The organism is Clostridium ganghwense, from assembly GCF_026735165.1.
Taxonomy (GTDB): Bacteria; Bacillota; Clostridia; order Clostridiales; family Clostridiaceae; genus Clostridium_H; species Clostridium_H ganghwense.
Map to the genome: position 1 here is coordinate 99,438 of NZ_JAPQES010000001.1, position 18,274 is coordinate 117,711.

Below are 18,274 nucleotides of genomic sequence, written 5' to 3' on the forward strand. Positions count from 1 at the left end.
CTCAGAAAATATAAAGTCTTTCTCTCTATTTTCTAAGCTCTTATGTGCATTGATAGTAACACACTTTCGTTATAAAAATATACAAACCATAAAATTGTATATCATGTATACACTTATATAATATGTTAATAAATAAATTATATGCTATTTTCAGTATATTTTATAGCTTATTTAGTTTTATAAGTTACAACTTCATCTGCTCCTGCTCTTACATCTTTATCAATACTAAAATTCAATTCATCTATAATTTCCATATTAGTTATTAAAACAGGAGTGATTAATGAACATCCTTTTTCTTCAATAGCTTGTCTATTTATTCTTATAATAGGTTCTCCTTTTTTTACTCTTTTTCCTTCTTCAGCTATTCTTTCAAATCCATAACCATTCAATGCTACAGTATCAAGACCTATATGCACTAATATTTCAGCTCTATTTTCTAAAACTAGAGCAAAAGCATGATTTGTCTTGAAAATCATCTTCAAAACTCCATCTGCTGGTGCTACTATTGTATCTCCTGTTGAATCTATAGCAACTCCATCTCCTACTAGTCTTTGAGAAAAAACTTCATCTGGTACCTTTGATAAGTCTATAACTTTTCCATCTACTGGTGCAACAAGTTTAAATGCCTTTTTAAAAAATCCAAACATATAAATTCCTCCTAAATAAGTTTATACTTAATTAATTTACTTTAAAACAAAAGGCATGAGTCCCAAAGACTCATGCCATATTTAACAGTTACACGTCATGTTTAATTATAAATGGTATAAATATCTATGTCAATAACTCTTTGAAAAATTCATCATATTTTACATTTCCTACATTTATTATAATTAGATTATTAACACATCTAGTTATTCCAGTATAAATAATCTCTTCTATCATCTCTTCTGTATTATCTATAATAAGTATTAAAGTGTCTGCCTCCCATCCCTTAAAGCTGTGAATAGTAGTTAACTTTATTTTATCACTATTCATTTTAAAATTGTATTTTCTACTATCTCTAATTCTTTGAATTTCTCTTTTTAATCTCTTATTATATTTGTTTTTTTCTATTGTATTTTCAAAATTATTAATTAATCTTGCCTTAACTTTATTATATTCTTCTTCCGACTCAAAGGTGGTTTCGGTTTCATAACCTCTTTCTGATTTTATATAAAAATCTATCTTTTTTAAATTTTTAATTGATGATCCTATAATACATATATCACTAAGCTTTATCTTCTCTTTATATATTATAAAATGTATTTTATTAAATATTTCCCTTAATTCAAAACTATCAAAATAAAAATATTCTATTATACCTTTATCATCCCACATAGTTTTCTGTATATTAAAAGTCTTTACTTCATCTACATTATACTTTGAAGCTAGAAATTCTTTCTGAAATTTAATTGCCAAAATTACTAACTTAGTTGAAAGTCTAAAAGATTGATCCAAAACATTCCATGCCCCTAAAACATTAGTTTGAGAAGTTCTATTTTCTTCAAGCTGTCTCATATAGATGTTTTGTTTTTCATCTCCAAAAAGAACATACTCACCATTTTTCTTCAAAAAATATTTTTTTATAATTCTAAGCCATTCCAATTTATAATCTTGCACTTCATCAATAAATATAGCATCATATCTTTCTATTCTATTCTTTGCAGATTCTAAGTATTTACCAAGTTCCTCACTATCAAAATCACAATGCCACTTAAAAGGAATTGCTAAATTATTTAACTGAAATTTTATAAACCTGTGATAATTGTTTATCTCAAAATCTACTGGATTAAATTCTTCTCTAATAGAATTCATTTTTTCATATATATAATTTTTTAAAGTTATATTATATGTTAAAATTAAAATTTTATTTTTTGTTCTTATATTTGCATTTACAGCTCTTTGTGCCAACATTAAGGTTTTTCCTGAACCTGCAACACCTTTGATTTTTTTACTGCCTGCTCTACTTTTCATAAGCTTAATTTGTTTATTACTATAGTTAATACTTTTTCCACAATCTCTTGTATGTATATGTGGTTGCAATAATGCCTTTATACTCTCATATGTTTTGTCATCAAAACTTTTGTTAAAAGAAGAACCATACATGTGATTTCTCGTCAAAAATTCATAAAAAATTTCCCTTTCAAGAGAATCTTTCCCTATAATTTCAACTTCTTCATATTCAGTATCCCTATTCAAAAACAACTCTCTTTTTACCTTAGCAACACTTTCATTGTGAAAATATATCCCGCATTGTATCAAATTATATACTTCTTTATTTTCTATACTTTTTTTTAATAAGCTTTCATTATGTAAATCATACATATTATTTTTATACTCTTTTACTTGTTCAAAAGGAGACTTAAATACATTAAAATCTCTTTTCTTCCTAAAACCCCTACTTCTATTCCAATAATAATCTTCTAACTTCCAATCCTTCACTCCAATTATAATTATTCCATATTTTTTTTTTATTATTACAATTTGAGGCTTGTCCCCATTTAAGTTTGGCTTAAAAAATACTTCATAAGCATTATCCAGTTCACTATTTAAAAATTCTAATAGAGATTTTTCTCCTTCCGTTACTTCTATACTTTTTTCATTTATTTCTTCTAGACTTGGAAATAACTTAGCCAAAACATCACCTCAATATCATAATTATTTTTAATTTATATCTAAGAATATTTTACCATACAAGTAATATTTTTTAAAATATTTACAATTCTTTTTTATCTTTAATTTTTTTTAATATTGATATATAATTATTTTTTGGAAATATTTTTATTATAATCTGAATTATATACTATAAAAAACCTAAAAATTTTAGTAAAATAAGTATAAATATAAGAAGAAAGGATTTAAAGAATTGGGTGATTTTGTATTAAATTTAGGAATTAAATTTCAAACAGTAAGTATTTTAGTTAAACTTATCATAACTATAGCTCTATTCATTTTACTTCATCTAATTAATAGAAGTACATTTAAAGTTATTAACAGAATCAATTGGAGCTCTCATCAAACAATAAAATATAAAAAAATATTTTCTGTAATTAATAAAATATTTTTTATATTACTTATAATTCCAATATGGATATATGAATCTAAAGATATCCTTACATTTCTAGGACTATTTTCTGCTGGTTTAGCTTTTGCTTTTAAGGACCTAGTGTCAAATTTTCTTGGATGGCTTATTATAAACTCTCATAAACCTTTTCAAGTAGGAGATAGAATTAAAATTGGAGACAGTATTGGAGATATATTAGAAATAGATTGGTTTTATACTACCATTATCGAAGTTACACAGACTAATAAGACTTACGGTCAAAGTACTGGAAGACTTGTATATATTCCAAATATAAAATTACTTTCAGTTGAAGTAATAAACGAAACAAATACTTTTCCATATACATGGAATGAACTTGAGATTACACTAACCCTTAATAGCAATTGGAAAAAAGCTAAAGATTTAATAATGAACATTGCAAAAAATGAACTTGGTAATATTGAAGAAGATGCTAAACATTCTTTAGAAATAGCTTCTAAAACTCATCCTATTTATTATCAAAATCTTTCACATACAATTTACACTTCTATTGATGTTGGGAAAATAGTTTTAACCTTAAGATTTATTTGTAGATCTAGAAATTTTAGAAATATAGAACATAATATTGTTGAAAGTATTCTTACTGAATTTGAAAAACAAAAGGATATCAATATGCTATAATTTATCAGGTGTATTACTACTAAAAAATAAAAACTATCTTTTTCACAAGATAGTTTTTATTTTTTTATATGTTATAATCTTAATTTTTAAATGTATTTTAATTAATTCTCCAATTTGTTTTTCATTATCAAAGTTGAGAACTGTTTCTTTATCCATGTATCTACATCATCCATACGCATGACACTAACCACTCTAACAATAATTTCTCCTAATACTATGGCAAATATCACATCTAAAACTACATGCTGCTTAATAAATAATGTAGATAATATTATTAATATTCCTATAATATTTACAGGTAAAGTAATTTTTTTATTTTTTTCAACTTCACTTATTCCCTTCATAACAAAATAAGTAGTTAATACATGTAAACTTGGAAAACAGTTATAAGGATTATCCGTTTTATAAATTATCCCTACTAGTTTTATCAATATATCACTTTCACCAAGTACTGGTCTCGAAACTGCTGTTTGAAAAAAATAAAATATGATGTAACTAACAATAAATCCTATATTTAAACAAAGTAATGTTTTATAATAAGCCTTTATATCTTTTATACATAAATATACCATTATTAAAAATATAAAAGGATACCATATTATATAAGGAATAATGAAACTCTTTGTAAAAGGAATTACTCGATCTATACTAGTCATCAAACTATAAACGCCTCTACTATCATTGTTTAATATCCCATAAAAAATATTTAAAATTGGAATTGATATCATAAGACTTAATGGAATTATATTGTCCTTTAACTTTTTCATGTAATTTCTCCTTTCTAATAGTCCTTTTTAAAATTATATACAGTCTCTACTATATAATTTTAAATTAATTCTCTTAAAAAATCCTTACCTTAATTCTTAATAATTCCTTAAATTTTTACTTATAAAAAGATTTTCTTGTTTTAAATACCTTTATCTTACAAAAGAAAAGCCTAGAAGTTTGTATCTTCTAGGTTTTATCTTTCCCTTAAATGAATGTATTTACAATTATCTTCTACATTCTTATATGCAGGTCTTATAATTTTAGGTTCACTTGCAACCTGCTCTATTCTATGAGCACACCATCCTGCCATTCTAGCTGCTGCAAATAATGGTGTATACAATTCTGAAGGTATGTTTAACATATCATATACAAATCCTGAATAAAGATCTACATTTGCTGATATATCTTCTCTTCCTTTCATTTCTCTGAAAATCTTAATAGCCGTATCTTCTATATTTCTATAAAGATTAAATTCTTGTACTCTATTTTTTTCCTGTGCTAATTTCAAAGCTTTTTCTTTTAGCATAACAGCTCTAGGATCTGAAATAGTATATATCGCATGTCCTATACCATATATTAATCCTGATCTATCAAAAGCTTGTTTTTTTAATATTTTAACAAGATAATTTTCTATTTCATTGATATTTTCCCAGTCGTCTATATTTTCTTTTATATTTTCTATCATACTCTTAACCTTAATATTAGCTCCCCCATGCTTAGGCCCTTTTAGTGAACCAACAGCAGCTGCTATAGCGGAATAAGAATCCGTTCCTGTTGATGACACTACATGAGTGGCAAAAGTTGAATTATTACCTCCACCATGTTCAGCATGTAACACTAATGCCAAATCTAAAAGTTCAGCTTCAGTCCTGGTATAATAATTATCAGGTCTTATAAGATGTAATATATTCTCAGCCGTTCCAAGCTCAGCTTTAGGTGAATGTATATATAAACTTTTTTCATCATAATAATGAGCCTTAGCTTGATATCCATAAGCTATCATTGTAGGAACTCTAGCAATTAATTCTATACTTTGTCTTAATATATTCTTTACACTTATATCATCTGGATTAGTATCAAAAGAATAAGCGACAAGTATGCTTCTTTCTAATTTGTTCATTATATTATTACTTGGAAATTTTAAAATCATATCTTCAGTAAAACCATCAGGTAAAGTTCTACATTCTCCTAAAAGATATTTAAACTCCTCTAATCTATCTTTATTAGGAAGTTCTCCAAAAAGAAGTAAATAACTTACTTCTTCAAATCCAAATCTTTTGTCCCTTTGAAAGCCCTTAACAATTTCTTTTACATCCATACCTCTATAAGTTAACATACCTTCGTCAGGAATTTTTTTTCCTTCCTTCATTATATATCCATGCACATTTCCAATTTCAGTAAGTCCCACTAAAACCCCTGTACCATTTTCATTTCTTAGTCCTCTTTTAATATCATATTCACTATAAAATTGAGAATCAATAACATTATTCTTTTCAGCTAAAAATGTTAATTCATTTAAAATATTTTCATTAAATACATTATGCGTAAATATACTATCTCTAAAATTAATCACTATTTGTCAGCCCCCCCATAAAATAAATAGTTGATTTAATATATTTTACCACATAACAAGCTATTATGAAATAGAATTTTGTGTAAAATTGAATATTTATTTTTCTATTATTTCATTTTATTCTGTATTTCTTTCAAAACCATCATTAAAATTCAAAGTCAACAACATTCTCAACGCCTTTTATATTCGCATTTTCCTTTTGTTTAATATATATTTAGATACTACAAAATACTTTTAAAATTTTTTCAACTTTGCAATTATTATTTTTAAAATTTCATCTAAATAATCCATTGCACATTTCTATATATTGGTTTGCATTTTTAATATATTTATATATTTTTTAAAAGTTACACATATTAAAATAAATATATTTTATTCATATGATAGTTGTAATTTTATCTTTTTTTGTTAAACTATATCTATATAAACTTTATATACATAAATTATGTATTATTAAAAATTTCATGAGAGATTGGATGTGTTATTAATGGCAGAAGCTATAAATTATGATTCATTACTAATACTAACCATTTTTGCATTTATAACTCCTATTTTTGTAAATGCTATAAAAAAATTTAGAATACCCTTTGTTGTTGGAGAAATTTTCGTAGGTATTATAATAGGAAAAAGCTTTTTAAATCTTGTACACGAAGACATATGGATAAGCTTTTTATCGCACCTGGGTCTGGCTTATCTCATGTTTCTAAGCGGATTAGAAATTGATATTGATAGAGTTAGGATTGGAAAAGAAAAAAAGAAAGTAGCTCTTCGTGTACTTATGTGTTTTGGAATGTTTGGCATTTCTCTATTAGTTTCATACCTCATGTGTAAACCTATGTATAAATTAGGTATTATTAAAGATATTTTATTTATGACTTTTTTATTTACAGCTGCTGCCCCTGGACTAATTGTTCCATTTTTAAAGGAAAGAGGGATACTAAACACAGACTACGGACAACTCCTATTAATATATACATTAATTTGTGAATTTGTGTGTTTAATAGCCCTAACACTTATTTCCTCTACTATTACACATGGATTAACTTATAAAAACTTTTTATTCATAATCTTATTTATAGCAGCATTTATTATCTTTAAAATTATTGAAAAAACTTCACATATATTTGATTTATCTTCTTCTTTTTTTTCAAACTTGCATATAGGAGTTCGTGCTGCTTTTGCACTAATGCTTGTGCTTGTAACTATTTCAGATAAAATTGGTACTGAAATAATATTAGGTTCTTTCCTTGCAGGTTTTATTTTTTCACTTATACTTGATAAACAAAAAGAGGAACTTAAATATGAATTAGATATACTTGGATATGGATTTCTAATTCCTATATTCTTTATTATGGTTGGTGTTAATCTAGATTTATCTTCTATATTAAAGAATCCTCAAGCTCTTTTAAATATACCACTATTCTTACTTGTAATATTTACAGTTAAACTAATACCATCACTACTTATGAACTTTACATATGATTTTAATAAAGCTATATCTGGTGCTTTTATATTTTCTTCACAACTTAGCTTATTAATAGTTGGTGCACAAATGGCTTATAATTTACAAATTATTACTGCTGCAGACTATTCCTCCTTCGTTGTTACAACAGTTATATCATGTATATTATTTCCTCTTTGCTTTGATATAATATTTAAGTCTGACAATATTAAAGAATCAGCAAATTCATCTGTTAATAAGATATGCATTATGGAAATAGTGCCAATGAATGAAGAATTATTCGACAAATCATTAAAAGAGATTGATTTTCCTTATAAGTTCAGAGTTTTTATGATAGTAAGAAATAATATTGAAATATTACCAGTAGCAGATACAAAGATATTAAAGGGTGATAGACTTATTATTGCTGGACTAGCAAATAAATCAGAAGATGTAATAAAATTGTTAAACGGGTAAATTTTTAAGCTAAAAACATCAAGTATATAAAATCAAAATTTGGTTATCATAATTAATGTCAAAAGATTTAAAATTATTTAACTAAACAATATTAAAGATTCAGTTAATTATTGAAGCTTTGGTATGAAAAAGTCCGTAGACAGAGCTAAAGGTATTACTTGAATTGGTAACAGTTTAAATATACTGGAGGTGTTTGCATTGGACATTATTAGTGATTACTGTTACTCATCTATATTCAGTAATCAAAGCAAACCATTGTAAGGCACAGAAATCCGTTTAAAACTTAAAATTATTTTGTAAGTGTAGTAGATATTTTGTGTTATCCAAAGGATTGTATGAAATGTTTACAGTGTTTTGCAAAATTTTTTTAGTAGGGTGTGATTATGGGAGTTACAGTGGATGTATAAAATATTTAGTTAAACTAATTTTAAACTTTTGATTCCTATATTTAGGATAAAGGTAGATGTTTATACATCTACCTTTTTTAGTATTTGAAAATCACTCATTTGAAAATTTCCCCATAGATAAATTGACTTGAAATTTTCATTGTGCTATTATTTATTTGATACTTTTTACATTTTTTAACATTTCCATTCTTATCTACTATACTTTATTCTCCTATATAATATACATCCTTAAATTATAATATAACTTATCATTATTTTCTATCTTTGTAACTATATATAGTATATATTCTCTCTTAAATAAAAAACATAAAAACCTTAAAATATGTGAGGAGGCGATGAATGTTTTATTATTTATAAAGCCATAACTTTAAAAGGAGGAAAAATATATGGACAAAACCCCTATAGTGATATCTGAAAAGAAATCATTATCTTCTAAAATACATATTAACGTTAAATGGTTAATAATTATTTTGGCAGTTCTAGCTCTAGTTATCTTCGAAGTTATTCCTATGATTTATTTAGTAATTAAAAGCTTTATCTTAGAGGGAAATTTTAGCATTAAAAATTATAATGTAGTATATTCAAAATCTGCAAATTGGAGCGCTTTTATAAATACTTTTAAAATTTCTTTATTAGTTATGCTATTAAGTTTAGTTATAACGTTTCCATTAGCTTGGTTAGTAGGACGAACAGACTTACCTGCTAAAAAATTTTTCAGAACATTTTTTATAACCACCTACATGATTCCACCTTACGTTGGAGGTATAGCATGGACTCAATTATTAAATCCTAATGTTGGATATCTAAATAAATTTTTAATGAAAGTTTTTCATTTGTCTTCTGCCCCCTTTAATATATACTCTACAGGTGGACTTGTATGGGTATTAACACTTTTTTATTCTCCCTTTGCATTTATAACTATATCTCGTGCTCTAGAAAAAATGGATCCTACTTTAGAAGAAGGTGCAAGAATATCCGGTGCTTCTCCTCTTCGTACAATGTTTAATATTACTTTACCTCTTACTTTCCCTAGTATACTTGCAGGTGGACTTCTAGTTTTTGTATCTGCTGCTTCAGCTTTTGGTATTCCATCAATAGTAGGTATGCCTGGCGGAATAGAAGTTCTTACCACTAGAATAGTCTCTTATGTATATATGGGTTCTAGCAAAGGAGTATCAGAAGCAACAGCCCTTGCCGTTTCTTTAATGGTTGTAGCTAATTTAATTTTATTCTTAACAACTACAGTACTTGCTACAAAAGAATATGTTACTATTTCTGGTAAAAGCACAAGACCAACTCTTGTAGAACTTGGAAAATGGAAAGGATTAATTACCTTTATTGTAAGTCTTTACGGTTTTATTGCTGTTATTTTACCTTTAGGCTCTATTGTCATTACTTCTTTATTGAAAACAATGTCTAAGCCTATTTCATTATCAAATCTTACATTTGAAAATTGGTCCATTGCAGCTTCAAATCCAGAATATATGGTAACTATAAAAAATAGTTTTATATATGCAACAATTACTGCTGTAATTGGTACTATTGTAGCGCTTTTAATCTCTTATCTCGTAGTTAAAACCAATGTAAAAGGTCGTAAAATACCTGATTTTTTAGTAACTTTAGGATCTGCTACACCAAGTGTTGTTATTGCTTTAGCCATGATTATAACTTTTTCAGGTAAATTTGGTTTGAACCTATATTCTACCATAGCAATCCTAGTTATAGCTTATTTAGTTAAATACCTAATGATGGGCGTTAGAACTATCTCTGCCTCACTTTCTCAAGTACATGAATCTTTAGAAGAAGCTGCTTTAAATTCTGGTGCCTCTTGGCTTAGAACTTTAAAAGACATTATTCTACCTCTTATAGCTCCTTCAATTATAGCAGGTTGGTTCTTAATTTTTATGCCTTGCTTTTATGAATTGACTATGTCTATACTTTTGTACGGATCAAAAACCAAAACAATAGGTGTTCTTTTATATGAACTTCAAACCTATGCAGATCCTCAAAGTGCTTCGGTTCTTTCTGTTTTAATACTGTTTATAGTTCTTGGAGGAAATTTAATCATGAGAAAATTCTCAAAAGGAAATATTGGAATTTAATATTGATTAAAATTTAAATAAGCAAAGGAGAGAATAATCATGTCAGAAATAGTTTTAACAAATATTATTAAGCAATTTGGCCAAGTTAAAGCTGTAGATAATTTTAATGCAGTAATCAAAGATGGAGAATTTGTTTCTATTTTAGGCCCTTCAGGCTGTGGAAAAACTACTACCCTTAGGATGGTGGCTGGCTTTGAAAAAGCTACTGGTGGAGAAATTCGTATAGGAAATACTATTGTTAGTTCTTCTAAATCAAAAACCTTCGTACCTCCTGAAAAAAGGGATATTGGTATGGTTTTTCAATCATATGCTGTTTGGCCTCATATGACAGTTTTTGATAATGTAGCTTATCCTCTTAAAATAAAAAAGTTAGATAAAAATGCAATCAAAGAAAAAACTATGAAAGCTTTAGAAGCTGTTCATCTTGACGCATACGAAAAAAGATATCCAAATCAATTATCTGGAGGACAGCAACAAAGAGTTGCATTAGCTAGAGCCTTAGTTGCAGAACCTAGTCTCTTACTTTTAGACGAGCCCTTAAGTAATTTAGATGCAAAGCTTAGAGAAAGCATGCGTTTTGAAATAAAAGACCTTCAAAAAAAATTGAAGATTACTGTTATATATGTTACTCACGACCAAGCAGAAGCTATGGCCATGTCTGATAGAATTGTTGTAATGAATAAAGGAGTTATTCAACAGGTAGATACTGCAATGAATATATACGAAAACCCTGTTAATCAATTCGTTGCAGATTTCATTGGTCTTGTAAACTTTATAAAAGCAGATGTTGAAAAAGATAAAGTAATAATACCTGAATTAGACTATAGTTTTGAAATGAAAAATGATTTTACTGGAAAAGGTATTGTTGCCGTAAGACCAGAAAATATTTCTATAAGTAGAAATGGACCAGGAATAAAAGGTATATTACTTCGTAAATTTTATTTAGGTAACTCAGCAGACTGTAGAATAAATGTTAACGGTCAAACCATTCGTGTAACAGATGAATCTAATGTTTATGCAGATTATAAAGATGGTGAAGAAATATATTTACAATTTAACAAACTTATAGTTTTTCCTGGAAGCGAAGAAATCCAAGTAAATGAAAAAGCTATTTAATATTTTTGTTTATAATTTTTAATAAATTATAAAATATATAAAATAAAGGAGATTGTAAAATGAAAAAGAAGTTTAAAATTTTTACCATTCTTGCTATGCTTTCCTGTTTACTATTAGCACTATTTACTGGTTGCGGTAATCAAGCAACTGATGACACTAAAAAAAAGGTAGAGGGGCCTAGCGGCAAACTTATGATTTATACTTCTATATATCCAGATATTATTCAAAGTGTAAAACCTGCATTAAAAAAAGCTTTTCCTAATCTTGAAATTGAGTGGTTTCAAGGTGGAACAGAAAAAGTTGTAACTAAACTCACTGGTGAAATCGAAGCTAATAAAATTGGTGCAGACTTACTTATGGTTGCAGATCCATCTTATTATTTAACATTAGAAGATCAATATCTTCTACTTAAATATGATGCTCCTAATCGTAAGGATGTAGAATCAAAAGATGCTGAAGGATATTGGACAGGTGTTAGAATTTCTAATATGATAATTGCTTATAATACAAACAAAGTAAAAGAAGAAGATGCTCCAAAGTCATTTAAAGATTTATTAGATCCAAAATGGAAAGATAAAATTGCTATGCCAAATCCACTACTTTCAGGTACTGCTTTTGTAACAACTGCTGCTTTATCTGATGCATTTGGTTGGGATTATTTCGAAAAATTAAAAGCTAATGGTCTAAAAGTAGAAGATGGTAACTCTAAAGTTCAAAATAAATTAATAACTGGCGAATATGATGTTGGTATTATATTAGAAGAAAACATTTTAAAAATGGCTGCTAAAGGTGAACCTTTAAAGGTCGTTTATCCAGAAGATGGTGTTGTTGTAGTTCCAAGTCCAATATCTATCTTTAAAACTTCACAAAATATAGAAGCAGCTAAAGCTGTTGAAAATTGGTGGCTATCTAAAGAAGGTCAAGAAGCTATAGTTAAAGGTTGGATGCACTCTGTTCGTAAAGACGTAACTCCTCCAAAAGGTGCTCCTGAATTCAGTACCTTCTCTGGAAGAGCTTTTAAAGTTAATTGGGCTAAAATTGCAAATGACAATGAAACAATTAAAGAAACCTTCAGAAATAAAGTTATGGATAATTAATATAATTTAAAATAGTTTATATCTAAAAAGGGTTAGACACTAGTATATGTCCTAACCCTTTTTAAAAATCATTATTAAGCTTTATAATGATTTTTTAAATATTCTTCAAACGCTTTAGCACTAAGGGGTTTGCTAAAATAATATCCTTGCCCTTCATCACAATCAATACTTTTCAAAGACTTTAGCTGTTCAATGTTTTCTATTCCTTCTGCAATTATCTTTAAATTTAACGAGTGAGCCAAACTTATTATACATTTGATTATTTCACTTTCAGCAGACTTCGTAGTTATCTTATCAATAAATGATTTATCAATTTTTAACACATTTATAGGAAATTGTCTAAGATAATTCAATGAAGAATAGCCTGTTCCAAAATCATCTAGAGCTACATTTATATTTATAGCCTTTAAGGTTTCTAAAAGTTGAATTGTTAAATTCATATTCTTCATTGCAATACTTTCTGTTATTTCAAGCTCAAGATATTTAGGATTAAATTTAGTATCATATAATATTTTTTTTACTGTAGAAATTAGTTCTTTATCTTCCAACTGCCTTCCAGATAAATTAACAGAAAGCTTCAAATTAGGATATCCTATATCATGCCATCTTTTAGCTTGATTACAGGATGTTTTTAAAACATATTCTCCTAAAGGTACAATAAGTCCAGTTTCTTCAGTTGACGGAATAAATGCTGATGGTGCAATTACCTTACCCTCTTTATTTATCCATCTAACTAAAGCTTCTGCTCCTATTAACTTTTCAGTTTTAATATCTATTTGAGGTTGATAAAAAACATAAAATTCATTATTATCAAAAGCTTTTCTTAAGTCTTTTTCTAGAGTAATTTTTTTAATTTTATTTATATAAAATTCTTTATCATATATTTTATAATAATTTACACAAGAGTTTTTTCTTAAACTTTTAGCAGTATACATAGCAATATCTGCATTTTTTATAAGTTCCTCTGGTGTACTACCATGCTCAGGATATATGCTTACTCCCATACTTGATGTAATAAAAATTTCCTTATCATTTATCATAATTGTATTTCCTAGTTCACTGTTCATCTTCTCTAAAAATTCTTTTGTATTTGCAGCAAATTTTGTTTCTAATATTAATACAAATTCATCTCCACCCCATCTATATACTCTATATTTATATCCTGTAAATTTATTAAGAAATAAACTAAATTCCTCTAATACCTTATCTCCAAAAGTATGTCCAAATGTATCATTAATTTCTTTAAATTTATCAATATCTATAAATATAAGAGCAAATAAGTTCTTTTTCTCACACATATTTTCCAAATCTCTATACAATGAATTTTTATTTGGAAGTCCTGTGAGAGAGTCTATAAAAGCCAAATTATAAATTTTCTCTTCCCTTTCTTTTAAAAGCTTCTGGCTTTTCATAAGTTTATCAAATTGCTTTCTAATTTCTTCTTCTGCTACTATTAATGCTTCATAAACTCCTCGTATCTCTTCATATCTTTCATTTAATTGGTCTTCTTCTATTAATAATTGTATTTTTCGTGAACATATATATCCAAAATTTTTTGCTAATTGGCAAATAAAGTTTATTGATTCTCTTTGTTTATCTTCTGATATAGCTTCACAAATTACTGCTGCTACCTCTTTATTTACAATAATAGGTATACATATATTGTTCAATCCATTTATACACTGTATTTCTATATATCCTTGTCCACTTTTGAATTTATTTAAAAATTCTTTAGTGATATTAATACATATTTTATTATTAGGATCACACGTAACTAATACATTATTATTAACATCTATTATTTTTGATGGAACTTCCATATATTTATATATCATATATAACAGTTGTTGTAATACTATTACATCTAAAAGTTTTTCTAACTTATAAGACATAATATCACCTCAATATATAATATAAATACTCATAATGAAATGTACCTAAAATAATTATTTTATTAAAAATTACTTGCACAAAACTGTCCTTCTCCGCATACCCTGTTAGGGTATAAGATATCTTTAGGAGGGATTATATATGATAACAGAAGTAAATGATAAAACATTTAATAGAGAAATAGGTAATGATGAATCTGTTGTAGTTGCTGATTTTTGGGCACCTTGGTGTGGTCCTTGTAGAATGGTATCACCTATAATTGATCAATTAGCTAAAGAATTAGGAACTAAAGTTAAATTTGTGAAAATTAACGTTGATTCAAGTCCTACATTAGCTAGAAAATTTAGAATATCAAGTGTACCAACAATAATAATATTTAAGAAAGGAAAACTAAAAAAACTATAGTTGGATTTACTCCAAAAGATGAGCTAGCACACAATATAAAAAAATTATTGTAGTTTTAAACCTAACAACTAAAAAAGACATAAATAAAATTCATAAAAAACGACTTATGTAAATTCTATAAGTATTAAATAAAAAATACTGTAAAAAATAATAAGGAATACTTTTATAAGAGAGGGATAAACATGGCAAAAAAAGGTATGAAACGACCATCACCAAAAGAAAATCAAAAAGGTCAAACCAATCAAAGAATCATAAGAAATCATCCTAACGCAGTTCCTGAAACAAAAGATTAACTATAAAATCTCTCTAACAAAATAACTTTGTTAGAGAGATTTTATTTTATTCATAATATATTATTAAGTATATAATCTATATATATTGGAATAATATATTAATATATAAAAATAATTCCAAGTGAAAGGTAGTGAATTTATGGAAAAAACTCTTGTGCTAATAAAACCTGATGCAGTAGAACGAAACATTGTAGGTGAAATCCTTACTTTTTATGAAAAACAAAACTTAAAAATAACTGCACTTAAAATGTTAAAAGCCACGGAAGATATGGCTCACCTTCATTATAAAATTCATGAAGATAAACCGTTTTTTAAGGATTTAATAGCTTATATAACACGAAGTCCCCTATGTGCACTTATCCTTGAGGGAGATAATGCTATAGAAAAGGTTAGAAAAATAAATGGAAATACAGACCCATCAAAAGCAGAACAGAACACTATAAGAGGAACTTTTGCTGTTTCTAAAACTGAAAATTCAGTTCATGCTTCTGACAGTACAGAAACTGCGCAAAAAGAAATAAGCATCTGGTTTTAACACTACTTAAATAGCAAGTAGTGTTAAAACTTTACCTTAATATTCTATAATATTACCTTTAAATAAAACTTTATATACTCTTAGTTTTTATTAAAATAAATATGATATAAATATATGAATCTAAGAGGCTCTTCAATATAATCATATAAATATCTACTTTTTTTATTTAGGAGCTGTTTTTTTATATTCTCCAAATAAGCACTCTGCTTTTCCTTAGTTAATTCTTTATAAAAGTTATATTCTTCTTCTATTTTACTTATATATTCTAATTTTGATGGTTCTTTAAATAGTATATAATGTTTTAAAGCATATACCCATAAATAAAGGTGAGCGCATATAATTCCCCAACTATCAAAATCTAATTTTTCTTTTATCCCCTGCTGAATATAATTAATTTGAAAATCTAAAAGTCTCTTTGAATAACCTGTAAAATTTTCTTTTAAATCATATGCAGACAAATAATAAAGTTCTTGTAGTATGTCATCAATAACCCTTTCTATACTCATTGGTTGTAACTTTTTTACCCGAAATTCTTCTGCCATACTTTTCTTCATGTATTCAGTTACCTTTTTGAAAACATCTACACTAGTATGTCTCTTTATCATATAAAACATATCATAAGCATTTTTATACAATTTGTCTTTTTTGAATCTTTCTATACCTATAGTATTTACCGCAAAAGTTACTAGCTTAGATGTAATTGCAGAATAATTATCTACAATAATAGGTACATAATTTAAGTGAAGCCCTAAAACTTCTCCCTGTTTAATACCAGTAGTATGAAGCTTTCTTATATCTGCATGCAAAAAATCTATTTTCAAACTTCCTTCTTTTGATTTTTTATTTTCTCTAAAAATAAAAGGAAACTTAACTATGAAAGTTGTAATAGGTAACGTTTTTCCAGATTTCATTACACTCTTCGGAATATATTCCTTTATTTTTATATGTATTTTTTTAGTATTGAATTCTTTTTCTATAGCCTTCATTTCTTTTCTCAATTTATTAGGACTTAAATCTGTATACAAATCTAAATCTTCAGTACACCTTTGTACCTCTAAAGGAATATAAAGCTGCATACAAGCTCCTCCCTTTAAAACTATTCTATCTTTCAATTTTTTTTGAACTTGAGAATGAAACTCATATATCCATATTTGCCTTTCTAGTACAGATTTTGAAACTCCATGATAATTAGCCTTACTTGCAATATGCTGTTCTGTAAAATAATAAGAATCATGAGTTAAAATTTTTTTCTTTACCTTCTTTATGGTCTTCACCTTCTTCTTTTTAAGTTTATATCTATATTTTAGCCACTTATTATATTTATACTCTTCTCCTAATTATAATATATATAGTTCATCTATTACATTTTCTAAATTCTATCAACTTAATATGAGAAATAATCTTCAAGGATATCGTAATCAAAGCAGTATAATAAACTACAATAAAGAGAAAATAAAAAAGAAAATATTTGGATTTATAAACAGGAGGTATATCATATGAATTTGAGGAAAAAAACTAAAATATCAATAATTGGTGCAGGCTTTGTTGGGGCAACAACCACATATGCTTTAATGATAAGTGGTCTTACTTCTGAGCTTGTAATTGTTGATATAGATAAAGATAAAGCTCTTGGTGAAGCAATGGACCTATCTCATGGAGTATCTTTTGTTAATCCTGTAGATATATATTCAGGAGATTATAAAGATACAAAAGATTCTGACATAGTAATAATCACTGCTGGAGCAGCTCAAAAGCCAGGAGAAACTAGACTAGATTTGATAAATAAAAACTTTAATATATTTAAAAACATAATTCCTGAAGTTGTAAAATATAACCCAAATTCTATACTTCTTGTAGTATCAAATCCTGTAGATGTTCTAACATATATAACCTACAAGCTATCAGGTTTTCCAAAGGAAAAAGTTATAGGTTCAGGTACAGTTCTTGATACTTCTAGATTTAAGTATTTGTTAAGTGAACACTTTAATATTGATGCAAGAAATATTCATACTTATATAATGGGTGAACATGGAGATTCTGAAATCGCAACTTGGAGCTTAACTTCTGTTGCAGGAATGAATATAAATGAATATTGTTCAAAAGTATGCAACAAATGTGAAGGTCTTTCAAAATATAAAATATTAGAAGATGTGAAAAAAGCTGCATATAAAGTCATAAAAAAAAAAGGTGCAACTTATTTTGCAGTAGCTCTAGCAATCACAAGAATAGTTGAAGCTATTTTAAGAGATGAAAATTCAATTTTAACAATTTCCAGTCTCCTTGAAGGTCAATATGGAATTAATGACGTTTATCTTGGTACACCCACAATAATAGGAGCATCTGGAATAAAAAAAGTGTTAGAAGTTCCTTTAAATGATGAAGAACTACAGCAATTAACTTCATCTGCAAATACAATTAAAGAATATATAAATAAATTAAAACTCTAGAAGAATTTTTCTTCTAGAGT

At 26.9% G+C, this 18,274-nt stretch carries 14 protein-coding genes; 8 read left to right on the top strand and 6 right to left on the bottom strand.

Annotation, left to right across the window (positions count from 1 at the left end):
* Nucleotides 1–167: 167 nt before the first annotated feature.
* Entirely contained in the window at nucleotides 168–647 is a 480-nt protein-coding gene (locus OXH55_RS00495; protein WP_268047447.1) for a PTS sugar transporter subunit IIA, read from the bottom strand.
* A gap of 124 nt (nucleotides 648–771) precedes the next feature.
* Nucleotides 772–2,616, bottom strand: coding sequence for an AAA family ATPase (locus OXH55_RS00500; protein ID WP_268047448.1), 1,845 nt, complete (start codon nucleotides 2,614–2,616; stop codon nucleotides 772–774).
* A gap of 229 nt (nucleotides 2,617–2,845) precedes the next feature.
* On the opposite strand from OXH55_RS00500, the gene OXH55_RS00505 reads away from it, so the two are divergent.
* Complete coding sequence (locus OXH55_RS00505; RefSeq protein WP_268047449.1) at nucleotides 2,846–3,703, top strand: mechanosensitive ion channel family protein; 858 nt, start codon at nucleotides 2,846–2,848, stop codon at nucleotides 3,701–3,703.
* A gap of 101 nt (nucleotides 3,704–3,804) precedes the next feature.
* Here OXH55_RS00505 and OXH55_RS00510 read toward each other — a convergent pair whose 3' ends face one another.
* Both OXH55_RS00510 and OXH55_RS00515 read right to left on the bottom strand, forming a co-directional pair.
* Nucleotides 3,805–4,470 (bottom strand): phosphatase PAP2 family protein, encoded by a 666-nt coding sequence (locus tag OXH55_RS00510; protein ID WP_268047450.1) that lies wholly within the window; start codon nucleotides 4,468–4,470, stop codon nucleotides 3,805–3,807.
* A gap of 194 nt (nucleotides 4,471–4,664) precedes the next feature.
* Nucleotides 4,665–6,047, bottom strand: a complete 1,383-nt coding sequence (locus OXH55_RS00515; RefSeq protein WP_268048996.1) for a citrate/2-methylcitrate synthase — start codon at nucleotides 6,045–6,047, stop codon at nucleotides 4,665–4,667.
* A gap of 484 nt (nucleotides 6,048–6,531) precedes the next feature.
* Between OXH55_RS00515 and OXH55_RS00520 the strand changes: the two genes are divergently transcribed.
* From OXH55_RS00520 to OXH55_RS00535, 4 genes are all read left to right on the top strand, one after another.
* Complete coding sequence (locus OXH55_RS00520) at nucleotides 6,532–7,962, top strand: cation:proton antiporter (RefSeq protein WP_268047451.1); 1,431 nt, start codon at nucleotides 6,532–6,534, stop codon at nucleotides 7,960–7,962.
* A 793-nt stretch (nucleotides 7,963–8,755) separates the two neighbouring features.
* Nucleotides 8,756–10,471 carry an ABC transporter permease gene (locus OXH55_RS00525; RefSeq protein WP_268047452.1) on the top strand — a complete coding sequence of 572 codons (1,716 nt, stop codon included), beginning with the start codon at nucleotides 8,756–8,758 and terminating at the stop codon, nucleotides 10,469–10,471.
* A gap of 39 nt (nucleotides 10,472–10,510) precedes the next feature.
* Entirely contained in the window at nucleotides 10,511–11,587 is a 1,077-nt protein-coding gene (locus tag OXH55_RS00530; protein ID WP_268047453.1) for an ABC transporter ATP-binding protein, read from the top strand.
* 59 nt (nucleotides 11,588–11,646) lie between these two features.
* Complete coding sequence (locus OXH55_RS00535; RefSeq protein WP_268047454.1) at nucleotides 11,647–12,684, top strand: ABC transporter substrate-binding protein; 1,038 nt, start codon at nucleotides 11,647–11,649, stop codon at nucleotides 12,682–12,684.
* A 74-nt stretch (nucleotides 12,685–12,758) separates the two neighbouring features.
* On the opposite strand, the gene OXH55_RS00540 is transcribed toward OXH55_RS00535, so the two are convergent.
* Complete coding sequence (locus tag OXH55_RS00540; RefSeq protein WP_268047455.1) at nucleotides 12,759–14,576, bottom strand: EAL domain-containing protein; 1,818 nt, start codon at nucleotides 14,574–14,576, stop codon at nucleotides 12,759–12,761.
* A 139-nt stretch (nucleotides 14,577–14,715) separates the two neighbouring features.
* Between OXH55_RS00540 and trxA the strand changes: the two genes are divergently transcribed.
* Nucleotides 14,716–14,979 (top strand): thioredoxin, encoded by a 264-nt coding sequence (gene trxA / locus OXH55_RS00545; protein WP_268047456.1) that lies wholly within the window; start codon nucleotides 14,716–14,718, stop codon nucleotides 14,977–14,979.
* Between the two features lie 432 nt (nucleotides 14,980–15,411).
* Entirely contained in the window at nucleotides 15,412–15,807 is a 396-nt protein-coding gene (gene ndk / locus OXH55_RS00550; protein WP_268048997.1) for a nucleoside-diphosphate kinase, read from the top strand.
* 80 nt (nucleotides 15,808–15,887) lie between these two features.
* Here the strand turns inward: ndk and OXH55_RS00555 are convergent, their stop codons facing one another.
* A complete protein-coding gene (locus OXH55_RS00555) occupies nucleotides 15,888–17,081 on the bottom strand; it encodes a nucleotidyl transferase AbiEii/AbiGii toxin family protein (protein WP_268047457.1) in 1,194 nt (397 codons plus the stop codon).
* Nucleotides 17,082–17,309: 228 nt separating this feature from the next.
* Here OXH55_RS00555 and OXH55_RS00560 point away from each other — a divergent pair, with 228 nt between their 5' ends.
* Entirely contained in the window at nucleotides 17,310–18,254 is a 945-nt protein-coding gene (locus OXH55_RS00560; RefSeq protein ID WP_268048998.1) for an L-lactate dehydrogenase, read from the top strand.
* Nucleotides 18,255–18,274 lie beyond the last annotated feature (20 nt).